This window comes from Chryseobacterium sp. W4I1, from assembly GCF_030816115.1.
Lineage (GTDB): Bacteria > Bacteroidota > Bacteroidia > Flavobacteriales > Weeksellaceae > Chryseobacterium.
Genome location: NZ_JAUSXQ010000001.1, coordinates 3,004,521 through 3,016,925 on the forward strand (window position 1 = coordinate 3,004,521; position 12,405 = coordinate 3,016,925).

The 12,405-nt window shown below is 36.7% G+C and carries 16 protein-coding genes; 3 read left to right on the top strand and 13 right to left on the bottom strand.

The annotated features are described in order from the left end of the window. Positions 1-55: 55 nt before the first annotated feature. Both QF044_RS14055 and QF044_RS14060 read right to left on the bottom strand, forming a co-directional pair. Positions 56-733 carry a response regulator gene (locus tag QF044_RS14055; RefSeq protein ID WP_307268435.1) on the bottom strand — a complete coding sequence of 226 codons (678 nt, stop codon included), beginning with the start codon at positions 731-733 and terminating at the stop codon, positions 56-58. Next, a complete protein-coding gene (locus QF044_RS14060; protein WP_307268438.1) occupies positions 702-1,331 on the bottom strand; it encodes a sensor histidine kinase in 630 nt (209 codons plus the stop codon). The genes QF044_RS14055 and QF044_RS14060 overlap by 32 nt, the downstream gene beginning before the upstream one ends. Before the next feature lie 12 nt (positions 1,332-1,343). Here QF044_RS14060 and QF044_RS14065 point away from each other — a divergent pair, with 12 nt between their 5' ends. After that, positions 1,344-1,478 carry a hypothetical protein gene (locus QF044_RS14065; RefSeq protein WP_307268440.1) on the top strand — a complete coding sequence of 45 codons (135 nt, stop codon included), beginning with the start codon at positions 1,344-1,346 and terminating at the stop codon, positions 1,476-1,478. 2 nt (positions 1,479-1,480) lie between these two features. Here the strand turns inward: QF044_RS14065 and QF044_RS14070 are convergent, their stop codons facing one another. From QF044_RS14070 to QF044_RS14080, 3 genes are all read right to left on the bottom strand, one after another. Beyond that, positions 1,481-2,104 (bottom strand): hypothetical protein, encoded by a 624-nt coding sequence (locus tag QF044_RS14070; protein ID WP_307268443.1) that lies wholly within the window; start codon positions 2,102-2,104, stop codon positions 1,481-1,483. A 19-nt stretch (positions 2,105-2,123) separates the two neighbouring features. Further along, complete coding sequence (locus QF044_RS14075; RefSeq protein WP_307268446.1) at positions 2,124-2,861, bottom strand: hypothetical protein; 738 nt, start codon at positions 2,859-2,861, stop codon at positions 2,124-2,126. Positions 2,862-3,055: 194 nt separating this feature from the next. After that, a complete protein-coding gene (locus tag QF044_RS14080) occupies positions 3,056-3,676 on the bottom strand; it encodes a DUF5715 family protein (protein WP_307268449.1) in 621 nt (206 codons plus the stop codon). A gap of 216 nt (positions 3,677-3,892) precedes the next feature. Between QF044_RS14080 and aqpZ the strand changes: the two genes are divergently transcribed. Both aqpZ and QF044_RS14090 read left to right on the top strand, forming a co-directional pair. Then, a complete protein-coding gene (aqpZ, locus tag QF044_RS14085) occupies positions 3,893-4,609 on the top strand; it encodes an aquaporin Z (protein ID WP_307272034.1) in 717 nt (238 codons plus the stop codon). A gap of 277 nt (positions 4,610-4,886) precedes the next feature. After that, on the top strand, positions 4,887-5,669 hold the full coding sequence (locus QF044_RS14090; RefSeq protein ID WP_307268452.1) for a T9SS type A sorting domain-containing protein: 783 nt from the start codon (positions 4,887-4,889) through the stop codon (positions 5,667-5,669). A 58-nt stretch (positions 5,670-5,727) separates the two neighbouring features. Here QF044_RS14090 and QF044_RS14095 read toward each other — a convergent pair whose 3' ends face one another. From QF044_RS14095 to QF044_RS14130, 8 genes are all read right to left on the bottom strand, one after another. Further along, a complete protein-coding gene (locus QF044_RS14095) occupies positions 5,728-6,270 on the bottom strand; it encodes a hypothetical protein (protein WP_307268455.1) in 543 nt (180 codons plus the stop codon). A gap of 23 nt (positions 6,271-6,293) precedes the next feature. Continuing rightward, positions 6,294-6,794 carry a phosphate ABC transporter permease gene (locus QF044_RS14100; RefSeq protein ID WP_307268458.1) on the bottom strand — a complete coding sequence of 167 codons (501 nt, stop codon included), beginning with the start codon at positions 6,792-6,794 and terminating at the stop codon, positions 6,294-6,296. Between the two features lie 31 nt (positions 6,795-6,825). Next, positions 6,826-7,809 (bottom strand): acyl transferase, encoded by a 984-nt coding sequence (locus tag QF044_RS14105; protein WP_307268461.1) that lies wholly within the window; start codon positions 7,807-7,809, stop codon positions 6,826-6,828. Positions 7,810-7,990: 181 nt separating this feature from the next. Beyond that, positions 7,991-8,782, bottom strand: coding sequence for a UDP-2,3-diacylglucosamine diphosphatase (locus tag QF044_RS14110; RefSeq protein WP_307268462.1), 792 nt, complete (start codon positions 8,780-8,782; stop codon positions 7,991-7,993). 29 nt (positions 8,783-8,811) lie between these two features. Further along, the gene (gene queD / locus QF044_RS14115) at positions 8,812-9,258 is read right to left on the bottom strand and encodes a 6-carboxytetrahydropterin synthase QueD (RefSeq protein WP_034731429.1); all 447 of its coding nucleotides are present in this window, start codon (positions 9,256-9,258) and stop codon (positions 8,812-8,814) included. 265 nt (positions 9,259-9,523) lie between these two features. Then, positions 9,524-10,435 carry a hypothetical protein gene (locus QF044_RS14120; protein ID WP_307268469.1) on the bottom strand — a complete coding sequence of 304 codons (912 nt, stop codon included), beginning with the start codon at positions 10,433-10,435 and terminating at the stop codon, positions 9,524-9,526. 9 nt (positions 10,436-10,444) lie between these two features. Beyond that, on the bottom strand, positions 10,445-11,293 hold the full coding sequence (locus QF044_RS14125) for a hypothetical protein (RefSeq protein WP_307268472.1): 849 nt from the start codon (positions 11,291-11,293) through the stop codon (positions 10,445-10,447). Between the two features lie 6 nt (positions 11,294-11,299). Continuing rightward, positions 11,300-12,172, bottom strand: a complete 873-nt coding sequence (locus tag QF044_RS14130) for a hypothetical protein (RefSeq protein ID WP_307268476.1) — start codon at positions 12,170-12,172, stop codon at positions 11,300-11,302. Positions 12,173-12,405 lie beyond the last annotated feature (233 nt).

A 12,405-nucleotide genomic window follows, 5' to 3' on the forward strand; every position in this document is an offset into this window, starting at 1 on the left:
AAAAGCAATACTAGCGTGAAAAATACCAAATAAAAAATTCCGTATTTCTACGGAATCAGATTTTATTAAGAGAATATATATTGTTGACAATGGCATACACCACAATACCTACTGTATTCTTGGCTCCTATCTTTTCGAGGATGCGCTGGCGATGGCTTTCTACTGTTCTGGGGCTGATGAAGAGCTTTTCTCCGATCTCATTATTGGTATATTCCTGACAGATCAGCTTTACAACATCTTTTTCCCGTTCAGAGAGTTCGTCTTCCATTTCGAAGAGGGATTTCTTTTTTGCAGAACTGTTCATATAGGTAAAAAGCATCTGATGATCTTCAGCAGTAAAGAACACTCCGTTTTTATGAACCATTGTAATGGCGTCAATAAATGTTTTCTTATCAGAGTTTTTAGGAAGAAAAGCAGAAACACCTAACTTAACCATATAACCCAAAATAGAAGTTTTGTAATGAGAAGACAGGATAATAATCTTAAGATCAGGATATTTTTCTTTGAGAGCTTCTACCAATTCAAAACCGTTCATAGGCTGCATCTGTACATCTATGAGTGCGATGTGAGGAAATTCATCTTCGGAAAGTATTCCCAGTTTCTCAATAAAGTCCGGGCCATTATTGGAGGTAAGACATACGGATATATTTTTTTCATTGGAAAGCAGCATTTTTACCCCTTCCAGGATCAGCTGCTCATCGTCAATTAAGGCTATTTTGATTTGGGAATTCATGACTTTTTGGAATTATAATGATTAAACGGGTTCCTTTATTTAAGGTGCTTTTCCATTTGTGGACGGCATTCATTGATTTTATCCTGGATTCGATGTTTTTTATTCCCATCCCTTTTTTCACTTTATCATAATCAAATCCCTGTCCGTTGTCTGAAATAATGACTACCATATCCCGGGGATAATCTCTGATATAGATCCACACGTCCGTAGCTGATGAATGCTTGATAACATTGGTAGTAAATTCCTGGATAATCCGGTACAGCTGGACTTCTACAAAGATATCTTTTTTCTCATAGCCGGGCATGACCTGCATGAAAATATTGATTTTGTGTGAAAGATTGGCAATCAACTCTTCCACATAAAGAACAAATCCTACGGATTCAAGGTTGACAGGATACAATGAATGAGAAATACTTCTGGCGGCATCGATCAGGGATGACATCTGACCGTAAATATTTTTTTTGATCAGCTCATCGCCTTTTGTATCGAGGTTATTAAGCCACAATGAAAGGATATTAAGCCTGTTCCCGATATCGTCATGAATCATCACAGCTATTCTTTTTCTTTCTTCTTCCTGGGCTTTGATGTTTTCAAGCACAAGTTTTTTCTGATGCTGAACTTCTGTCTGATGCTGAACGTTCTTTTCTTTAATGATCCGGCTGATGAAAGATCTGTAGGCAAGGAGAATGAAGGATACGATAACTGCTATGGTAACAATTATAAGAATGAGAAGGCTGATATTTAGTGTTACTTCTTTAATTTGATGAAGGTATATAAAAATGAACAGTATAAAATGCTTGACAGAATATTATTGACACTGAGGATAATATAATAATCATGTTCAGACAGGTTAGCAATCTGATGCTGAATAATAAAAATAAACACAGAAACAGAATAATAGAAAAAAATACACGCATCTGCCAGTAAAAACCGATTCTGTACTGGAACTCCATTGATCTCCCGAAGCAGGGCAAATCCTGAAAGACAGATAATAGCTATATTAGAAATCACTTTCACAGTATCGCTATTGGAAGGGAAATCATAGACATATTTCGCAACCATAAATCCACAAGCCAGCAATGCAGTAATGCCCAGAAAGTATTTCGGAAGCTCCAGTTTCCTGATAAACAAAGTGGTAAGCAGGAAAAATTCACCGGCTATGTACAGAGGATAGAGAAACGAAGTATCATTAAGATTAAAAATATAAGGCAGAACCAGGTTCAGGAGTTCAATAAAAAAAAGAAAAGCAATACAGTGAAAATATTGCTTTTCTTTATTATTGAGGATACGGTATTTTGCTGCTCCCAAAATTATGATGGATAGAAGCAGACCATAATTTAGGAATAAAATTACTTTGAAAAAATCTGTCATTCCTGTCTCTCCTATATATTTAAAATCCAAGTTCAGGGATACGGCAGACAGGAGGACATGGTTTTGCCCAGTCGTAAGTATTTGAAATAACGCTCATACTGTCATCCCCCTGAAGAAGTTCGTGGAAAGAAATAAAGATCAGTGTTACCAGCATTCTCTGGTAAATATCATTATATCTAAGCCCGAATGAGCATTTGATCCCGGCAATCTTCGGTTCCGGGTGACAAAGGTCATCCATTGGAATATAGAATCTTTTAAAAATTCTTTCTCCCCTGAATTCATTACATTCACGGAAAAACCAATCCATTCCTTCATTTCTCCAACGTTCAATAGCATCTACAGCAATATCCTGATCAAGGATCGGCTGTTCAGATACCGGAAGAGTTGTATTGGTATTATCATCTATTTTTGTAAGATTGCTGGAAAGAACCGCATTTTTAACGACTATAAATTCTTTTGATTCTTGCAGTCTCAGATCATATTTAAGGGGTTCGAGAGTAGTGTACTGGTATTCTGAAACTCTTTTATCAATGTGCCCTTTTTCATCTAACGGAAGAAAAATAAGTACTAACTTCCCTCCGAATATACCTACTTCTGCACAGGCATCTACATATTTATTTGCTTCTTTGATTTTCTCAATCTTCTCTGCAGTCAGATCAAAAATGTAATTGGTAGGAATCAGGTTTGAGATTAAGTAATAATCCGACAGGCACCTGCTCCACTCAGCAATCGCCAGTTTGTAATCGTTCTCGTTCATAAGTTCATGGTTTGTTTAGTTTTGTATAAAATTATGTAAACTAAACATCCTGCACAAATAATCGTATTATAATTTTATTATTTATGAAATAAATTTAATTTTAGACTTCAAAAAGCCCGATATAGCTTAAAAAATCAGGTTTTTAATTAATACTAATACTTCACAGAAAGGAGAACAGATCAGGTTTATAAAGATTAATAATTCCTTACCGTAATATGATAACAGCTCTGCTGTCTTTCTTTAATGTAATAGATCCTGCCAGCGGCTGCATAGTACTTTAAAACCTTTTCCAGAGCCGCTTCCATCTTCGGATTGTATTTCAGGACATCATTGAATCTTATATAAGAAATATCAAAAGAGTTCCCATAATTGTGGGAGCTGATTCCCAGCGATGCATTGGAGTTCACTCTTCTCAGTCTGCACTGATCTTCCAGCGTTCTGGTCATTGAGGAAACGGTAAAGGTATGCCCTTTTGTTTCTTTGCTGAATTTGGCTGCCATCTTTTCCAATGTGCTTTTTGCCTTGGCAACCATATAGCCCCGGCTATAATCAAGCTTCTGAACCCGGTATCCTTTTCCTGTCTTTTTTATTTTATGGAATTTTCCACTGCTGATGTATTTCTGTACGGCTTTGGAATCTTTAAGCAGCTTTACTCCAAAACTTTTTGAAGCATCAAGATGCGGCTTGTACAGAGCAGTAGGTTCTACTTTTAAAACTGTTGTAAGATCATAACAGGGAAGCGCTTTCTTGGCAGCCTGTGAATAATAAAAGCTATACATAAAGGGTACAAAGACCACACAAAAATACTTTTTCATTAACCATGCTTTAAATTACTATCGAAAGATAAACATTTATGCCATATTATTCAATTCCAGCATACTGTCATTACTTTAAAATTCCCAACAAACTTTAAACCAAATTATTAAATCATCAATTTTTCTTCCCTAAAATTTGAAATATTTTTTAAGATTTATCTTTTTATTTTAAGATTTAAATTTTACATTTGAGATAACATTTAAATAAACAACATGATAAAAAAACTTTTTGCTGAATTTTTCGGCACATTTTGGCTTGTTTTCGGTGGCTGTGGAAGTGCAGTTTTTGCCGCCGGAGTTCCCGATATTGGAATTGGTCTTTTAGGCGTAGCTTTAGCCTTTGGACTTACAGTTCTTACGATGGCTTACGCTGTCGGTCACATTTCCGGTGGACATTTTAATCCAGCGGTTTCTTTTGGGCTTTTGGCAGGTGGAAGATTCCCGGCAAAAGACCTTATTCCTTACATCGTAGCGCAGTGTCTTGGTGCTTTAGTGGCAGCAGGATGTCTGTATGTGATTCTTAACGGTTCCGGTGCAGTAGATTTTTCAAAACCGGGAGCCTTTGCTACCAATTTCTATGGAGAGGCAGTCTATAACGGGAAAGCATTCAGTATGGGTGCAGCGTTCCTTGCAGAATTTTTGTTAACGGCTTTCTTCCTTATTGTGATCATGGGAGCTACAGACAAATGGGCTAACGGTAAATTTGCTGGTATTGCTATCGGACTTGCTTTGACACTGATTCATTTAATTTCTATTCCAATCACCAATACTTCAGTGAATCCGGCAAGATCGCTTTCACAGGCAGTGTTTACAGGCGGACTTGCGATGTCTCAGCTTTGGCTGTTCTGGGCAGCTCCTATTTTGGGAGGAGTCGTAGGTGGATTGATCTACAAGTTTCTGCTTCAGAGAGATACCGCTGAAGTTACCGACTAATATAAATCATTGATTTCAATACAAAATCCTGTCACCTGGCAGGATTTTTTCTGTTATGTATACAGATCTGTTTTCATTCCGATATGGTTTTAGGAATTTTCAACCTTAATTTACAGTACTCTTTCATTTAGAGAGAAATTTCACATTTATACAAAAAGAATAAGCAGTTATTGGATAATCTTCCACATTTACCAATTCCCTTTTTGATACGTTGATAATAAGTTTCAATTTTAGAGGACAGAATAAACTAAAATTATTAACTTAAAATTTAACAAAAATGAAAAAACTTCTCTTATTGCTGTCTTTTGTATTGATTTGCCAAGATCAATTGAATGCACAAAAAAACACAGTCCCTGGACCCACCTACAATATTGTTGTTATCAGAGATGATCTTTTTCAACACACTATACCTGGCCATGCTCATACCAGCATCACGGTTGATCTGAAAATTGGGTCTACTGAGCGTACCAATACTCCTTTTCTTCCTGATGTTGCTACATCTAAAGTATATAATTTCCCTGTAGTTTTTGTATTGCCAGGAAATTCTCCTCCCACCAGATATGCCAAAGTAACCTTTAGTAATACTCCTCCATTGTTTAGTGGCTATTATCCTCTTACCACAGTAGTTGGAGATCATACTACAATTGCTTCAGATCCTACAATGATTGATTATACAGGACAATTTGGATATGGAGTAGATATTACCTGCACAGGTCCGAACCAATACACCATAAGCGCAGCCAGATTTGAGTGTTACAGATGTGTTCCTCCTATTGGAAAAAACACTATAGCTGGAAAAATAAATACCCCTGCTACAGCTTTAGTAGATAATCCAGCATTAGGAATCAGTGAGATATATTATACAGCTTCTGATAAGGAAACTATTTCAGTAAATGTAGTAGACCTACATGGAAAAACAGTCAGATCTTATACTACAGATATACCAGCTGGGCTTAACAAACTTCCGGTTGATCTTCAAAATAACCTGAGTGGTGTTTACCTTGTTAAATGGAAATCCAGCAACGGAACAAACGGAACTTTGAAAATGGTGAAAAAGTAATATTTTCCAGTTTATTTTTTATACTGAACTCCTGTAAAAACTGCAGGAGTTTTTTTGTTTATTTTTTTCTGATATCAAAAGGATTTCTGAAAATAAGTTCTTCCTGCTTACCTTTGATCTCCATTTTACGCTGCAATAAATTTAAGGCCATTTTCCGGATAAAAAGATCTTTGTCATTTAGTTTCCAGTAAGGATCTTCGTGTACTCTTTTAGGCTTGCGTATGAGATAGAATTCTGTTTCCCAGGTGTCTGCATTATGGTAAAATTCAATAATTCCGCAGTGTTCGGGAATTAAGGCATGATCTATCATTCCCATCGGAAGCAGAAAACTAAACGCATTGCAAACGTAGTCACCGCAGGAAATCTTATCATGTTTCAGGAATTTTTCACCGGTATCTTTATTAAAGTATGATTTTTTGAAATCATTTTTAAAATCACTTTTGGAAAGTTTGATCTCAATTTCATGACTGAATCCTTCAGAATCTATGAACAGCATATCCGCTTCCCAGTCGGCCTGGAAATAATTCGTCAGTACAATTTCTTTTTCAAAATCGCAGTGAGTATGGATGTAAGCATGAACAAGCTCTTCTATTTTCAGCATAAAAATTTAAGTTTAGAGTAAGATTATTTCTTCTGCAATTCCACAACACCGTAATGCAGCCAGATTCCGAAAACACCTGTTTTGGTAAAATATTTTTCATCTTTCCCGAAAGTGACGGTTGTATTTGGTAATGTCTGGCAAATAAAGAAATGTCCACCATCAATACAGCTTATTTTTCCCTTTTTATGAAGATCTGTCCAGCCGAATTCCTTATAAGCATCTTTATTATTTTTAACATCAAATAAAAAGCGTTTAACACTTATTTTATCTTTACCTCCGTCTCTTTTTGAAGTCATTGACCATCGGGCTAAATCTGATTCTTCCTTAGCCGGAATTTTATCAGGATCAGCATCCGGAATTCTGGCAATAACCAAAGTATCCGTAGTCGTGGTTTGTGTCCCTTCTTTATTGGTCTCATTAACGAAATAAGTTCCTGGCCAGATATCCTTTTCTGTCTTTTTCTGTGCAGATAAAAAAGATGAAATTCCAATCAGAATTAAAAATAAACTTTTCTTAAGATTCATATCCGGAAGTGGTATTTGCTTAATTGAATTTTTAAGAAACCAATAAACTGCATCCTCGGATATCAGAGTGATCAATTCTTCCCAACACCTGAAACCGGTCTCCCGGAAGAGTTTTACCCAAATCCTGAGTGGCAATAAAGGAACATGAATGAGTATTGGCCAGATCTATAATATTAACTGCTCCGGTTCTCCCCTCTTGTTCATAGGAAAAAGGATCTTCTGCATTCCGGATCATAATTTTCATCCAGTTTGGACATTGATATTCATTATTTCCAAGGGAATAAGCCTGCGAAAGCAGTTCCGTCATAGAATATTCTGAATAGATTTTCTCAGTTTTAAAACCGTTCTGAAGAATTTTCAGGAGCTCATCTTTGGTCATTTCCTCTTTTCTTCCTTTCATTCCACCGGTTTCAATGACGGTAAGACTTTGGGATTCAGAAACAGACAGCTTAAGAGATTCAACGGAATCCAGAAAGTCAAGCAGGGCAAAAGACACTCCGAAAAGAATGACTTTTTTATTTTTTAATTGATTTAAAAGCTCAAACAGCTCGGAATGATTGTACAGAAAATACCCGTTCTCCGGTTTGGCGGATTTTTTCATCAAATAATCCACCATATAGATCAGGGATGAATTCTGTTTTTCCAGATAACTTGGCAGCAATCCAAGGAAAATAAAATCTTCAGGCTTTCCTATAAACTGCTCAAAACTTTTATAGATACTTTCTTCATAAAGATTGGTATCTGCAATATAATGTTTTGAAAGATTCATCTGTGTGGTTCCTGAACTCTGAAAAAAAAGATCAGCATTGGCATTTTTGTCCAGGATCTGATGGTTTTTAAACATTTCTATCGGCAGGAAGGGAATATTTATCAGGCTGTTAACTTGGTCCGGATTTACATTTAAAAAATCCACGAACTTTCTATATATCTCAACATTTTCATACTGATAACGAAAAGTTGCCAACGCTGCACTCAGGAAATCCTGATTGGTCTGTATGCTGAATATATTTTCCAATTTTTCTAAAACTATTTTAGACTTCTTTTTATAATGTTCTGAACAATAATGTAAAAAAAGTATGTTTTTTTAATATTTTTTAATTGAAGAAATAGACTTTGGTAAACTTCTTGCAATTATTTAACCGGAATATGGATTAAAAACAAGAGTAGATTTTGGTCTATTCGGAATTACCTCTCTCTCAGGGGTAATTTTTTTTTGTGCCGTCTGCAAATGTTTTCAACTCAAAATCTTTTTCAAAAACACCGTAGGTAAAATAAGAAATCCAGTCTCCGAGGTTGATGTATTTTGAATCCTGACCCATTTCCAGCACCATAGGAAGGTGGCGGTGGCCGTAGATAAAATAATCTATCTCCTGGGTTTTCAGTTTTTCTTTTGAGTAGATGATGAGAAACTCTTTATCTTCTCCTAAAAAAGCTTTGTCCTCATCCCCGGAAATCATCTTGTTTTTCTGGGAAAGATAAAGTGCCACTTTCATGGCAATATCGGGATGAAGCCACTTAAAAAACCACTGTGCTACAGGATTGGTAAAGAGTTTTTTCATTCTCTTGTAGCCTTTATCACCAGGTCCGAGACCGTCTCCGTGCGCTAACAGAAACTGTTTTCCGCCCATTTCGAAATACTGCTTTTTGTAAAAAACGGTGCAGCCTATTTCTTCTTCAAGATAGTCCTTCATCCACAGATCATGATTTCCAACAAAAAAATAGATGTGAATTCCCCGGTCTTTCAGTTCTGCTATTTTCCCTAGAACACGTACATATCCTTTAGGAATGACGTGTTTCCATTCATGCCAGAAATCAAAAAGGTCACCCATTAAAAACAATACCTGGGCGTCTTCCTTGATCTCGTCCATCCAGCGGATAAATTTCTCTTCCCGCACCTTGCTCTCCTTAGGAGTAGGAGCTCCAAAATGCTGGTCTGAAGCGAAATATACTTTTTTTCCAGGTTCTAAATTAATGATTGTTTTTAACACCAGTCTGAATTTTTATTGGAAAATTACTGTTATTTATTATCTTCTGCGAACCATTCTCCATAGGAATTTTCCGTTTCGTGAAGCTTTAAATAGGCCAGCGAAACCTCAGCCGGAAGTTTTGATTTTATTTTTGCAGCAATAGCATACAGCATATTTTCGCAGGTTGGCTGGAAGCTGCAGTAGATCACTTTGTGTCCTTTATTTTCCAGGTCTTCACCCAGTTCCTTATGAGGAGATAACGCATTTACAAGAACTGCATGATCCCAAAGGTCTACAATTTCAGATTTTACGATACTTTTTATATCTCCAAAATCCACTACCATCCCGTTTTTGGAATTCTCCAAATCATTAATCACTTTTCCTTTTACCGTTACAAACAGTTTATAGGAATGCCCGTGCATATTTTTACATTTTCCATCATAGTTGTACAGCACGTGGGCTGTCTCGAATGTGAAAATTTTTGTAATACGTATCATACTAATGTATTATTTTTTAAATACCTGGTTTTCATTATATTAAATTTACAATAAACTTAATCGTGTCAAAATGTGTATCAACAATTAGAAAAACCATCAAATAATGTTCAAATTTAAAATAAAAAAGAGCAGGAAAAAAACCTACTCTTAATTTTGTTTGTATTTTGTCGGGAATGCTCTTGAGTCTTTACAAATCTTTTATATGTGTTGTCTAAATATTTTGCTGATTATATTTAAGCGTTTCTCATCTTTCTTTGATAATCTTTTACTGTTCAACTATCGTAAGTGCGTTGTATACTCCACTTCCTGAAACATCAAACTGGCTGACTGTACCATCGAATGCCACCGTAATCCACGTAAAAGGTCTTAATTTGTCACCTTTGTTTAAATATACACTTACTGTACAGGCTGAGCCTACTGGTACTGCATTAGGGCTTCCTCCGGTGTCAGAAGCATATCCGTTATTTGTTTTTATTCTTTGAGTAATTGCGTTGGTCGAATTTCTGACTTCCCATATTGCTTCAGTCTGATTATTAGCACCTGTATTCACCTGGCTGGACTGTAGCGCAAAAGTAAAAGTTGCAAAGTATACACCGTCTCTTGGAGCTACGAATTCACCTGTAGCCGGGCTGAAATTTGAGGTTGGGACACCTGAATCAGAGTCTAAATTTTCCGTCCAGTTAGTCAGATAAGAGGATCTTCTTTGAACAATACCGGTCTTAGGTCCTATCTCTGAAGGTGTACCACTTTCAAATACATAGGTATCCTGAGTGGTTTTACTTGCCATTACTACAATACGGGGCTTTCCTTTAGGGAAAAAGCTGACCCAGTTTGTACCGTCGGAAAATTCTAAATATCCTTTTACTCCAATGGCAGGGCTTGCAACATATCGTAATGCACCTGCACCAGCCTGAACAGCTGTTTTCGTAGTATTTCCGATAGCTATGGAACCATTTGCAGCACTGCGCAGATCCAAAGCTACTTTTGGATTAGTAATCAGAGTCCCTATTTTGCCTGAATTGTCAATTATAATATTACCGGCATCTGTTTTAACTTCAACGGGGTTTGTTGGGTTTGGTATTCCTATTCCTATTTGAGCATTGATATATGTTACTTTAAGTGAAAAAGCAATAACAGTATAAATCAATCTTTTTATTTTATTTTTTGGTCCCATCATTATATATTTTTACAATTCGCTGATACTTAAATTATTTAATTTACTGTCATTGAGAGTGTTTCGTGCACTGCCTATATTATGTTTTACACTAAATTTTATAGTATCATCTTTTTTAAGATTGAAAATAGCATTACAGTTACCACCTATATAATTACTGACTGCGCCTGCCTGAAAAGCAGGATAGGAATTTACCGTTTTAAATACCGGGATATTATTGGTACTTTGATTACTTTCTATGGCAGTTTCTATAAATGTGTTTTTGGGTATATTTCCGGTAGCCAAGGTAATATTGAATGAAACAAGATAAAATCCATCACGCGGAGCTTTAAAAACTCCGTTTACAGGATCGAAATCTCCATTGGCACCGGCACCTAAATCAACTGTTTCTGTCCAGCCGGTAATGACTGTTGAAGCTGCAGTTGCAATACTTTGTGCAGAGCCTTTACTGGCATTCACCAATGCTTTGGTCGGAGCTGTAAGTGGCAGTGCTATCCATTGTTCGCCATCGGAATATTCTAAAAACCCACTGGCATTATAACGGATGGCTCCTCCACCTGCTGCAGAAGGACTTTGGGTATTGGTCCCCAACCCGATGATTCTTTGGTCGTTCGCAGACCTGAGATCAACTTTAGTAATTGGGTTTAAAATTCCAACCCCTATTTGTCCCGCTGACGTAATAACAACATCATTGGATATTTTTGTCGCATCAGGAGCGGAACCGTTGTCTTTTCCTGCATCTATATGTAAGGGTTGTGCAGGTGTAGCTGTGTAAAACCCTATTTGTGCGGTCGTTTTAATTGCAGAAAAAACTAAAATACCAGCGAATAGTTTATAAGCTATATTGATTTTCTTTTTCATAATATCTTAATGTTCTATTATGGTTAAATTATTAAACCCATCATCCGGATTTGCCGGATCTGAAGGGTTAGTGGTAACCCTGAGCGGAATAGCACCTGTACTGAGATTCTGATACAGTCTGACGCTTATTCTAGTCCCTGCAGTCAAAGTAAGGGTAACGGTACTTGATCCTCCAGCCTGTGTGGAGCGTGTAGAATTTGCATCATCGGCTGTACCTGTCATAGACTGACCGAAAGTTTTATAAACACTCGCAAGAACGGTACTGGTAGCAGGATTATAGAATTGTGATTCAACTCTGGAGCCGTCAGCAATAACGGTCCCGCTAAAATTAAATGTTAGTAAAAAAGTATAGGTTCCATTACGAGGCGCTGTAAATTCGCCAGAAGTATAATCAAAGCTATTGCTCATGTCCCGCACTTCGCTCCAGTTAGTAATAGTTGTTGCAGCAGCTGTTGGAACTGACTGGCTTGTAATTTTACGAACAACAACTACTGCCTTTTGAGGGGCAATATATGCTTTGTTCCATACCGCACCATCGGATACTTCAATTTTAGCGCCTACCGGTACATTGTTTACATCATATCGTGTAGCGCCTGCCCCTGCTGCCGCTGCCGACATACTGGTGGTCCCTAAACCAAGGGCATTTTCATTTGCTGCCGATCTCATATCTAACTGTACCTGAGGACTAAGAACTCCAGCACCAATAAAACCTGTTGCTTTATTTATAATAACGTCATTAGAAATTTGCGCTGCTGTAGGTACTCCCGAAACAGGATTGTCTTTAGCACCATCTATGTGCAAAGCTCCTAGTGGGTTGTTGGTTCCAATTCCAACTTGCGCGTTAAATAAATTGATAATGAAACAAAGTGGGAGTATCAATATTTTGTGTATTTCTTTTCTCATATTCTCATTTGAAATTTAAAGTTGTGTTTAAAATTGTGAGCTGTACATTCTTAAATGATAGATAGTATATTTGCTTTAACCAGGAGGAATCCAGACAATTTTAAAATTTGCATCCAGGAAATGAGCAAAATTTAAAATTTATAAATTTTCATACATATCATACGCTTAAGCAGATACAACTGTCTTGATCTAATTTAATTTCTTATAAT

Bases quoted from the DNA above. Each gene is read 5' to 3' on its own strand.
- QF044_RS14055 (WP_307268435.1), bottom strand. From the start codon at position 733: ATGAATTCCCAAATCAAAATAGCCTTAATTGACGATGAGCAGCTGATC.
- QF044_RS14065 (WP_307268440.1), top strand. From the start codon at position 1,344: ATGCTGAACTTCTGTCTGATGCTGAACGTTCTTTTCTTTAATGATCCG.
- QF044_RS14070 (WP_307268443.1), bottom strand. From the start codon at position 2,104: ATGACAGATTTTTTCAAAGTAATTTTATTCCTAAATTATGGTCTGCTT.
- QF044_RS14075 (WP_307268446.1), bottom strand. From the start codon at position 2,861: ATGAACGAGAACGATTACAAACTGGCGATTGCTGAGTGGAGCAGGTGC.
- QF044_RS14080 (WP_307268449.1), bottom strand. From the start codon at position 3,676: ATGAAAAAGTATTTTTGTGTGGTCTTTGTACCCTTTATGTATAGCTTT.
- QF044_RS14090 (WP_307268452.1), top strand. From the start codon at position 4,887: ATGAAAAAACTTCTCTTATTGCTGTCTTTTGTATTGATTTGCCAAGAT.
- QF044_RS14095 (WP_307268455.1), bottom strand. From the start codon at position 6,270: ATGCTGAAAATAGAAGAGCTTGTTCATGCTTACATCCATACTCACTGC.
- QF044_RS14100 (WP_307268458.1), bottom strand. From the start codon at position 6,794: ATGAATCTTAAGAAAAGTTTATTTTTAATTCTGATTGGAATTTCATCT.
- queD (WP_034731429.1), bottom strand. From the start codon at position 9,258: ATGATACGTATTACAAAAATTTTCACATTCGAGACAGCCCACGTGCTG.
- QF044_RS14120 (WP_307268469.1), bottom strand. From the start codon at position 10,435: ATGATGGGACCAAAAAATAAAATAAAAAGATTGATTTATACTGTTATT.
- QF044_RS14125 (WP_307268472.1), bottom strand. From the start codon at position 11,293: ATGAAAAAGAAAATCAATATAGCTTATAAACTATTCGCTGGTATTTTA.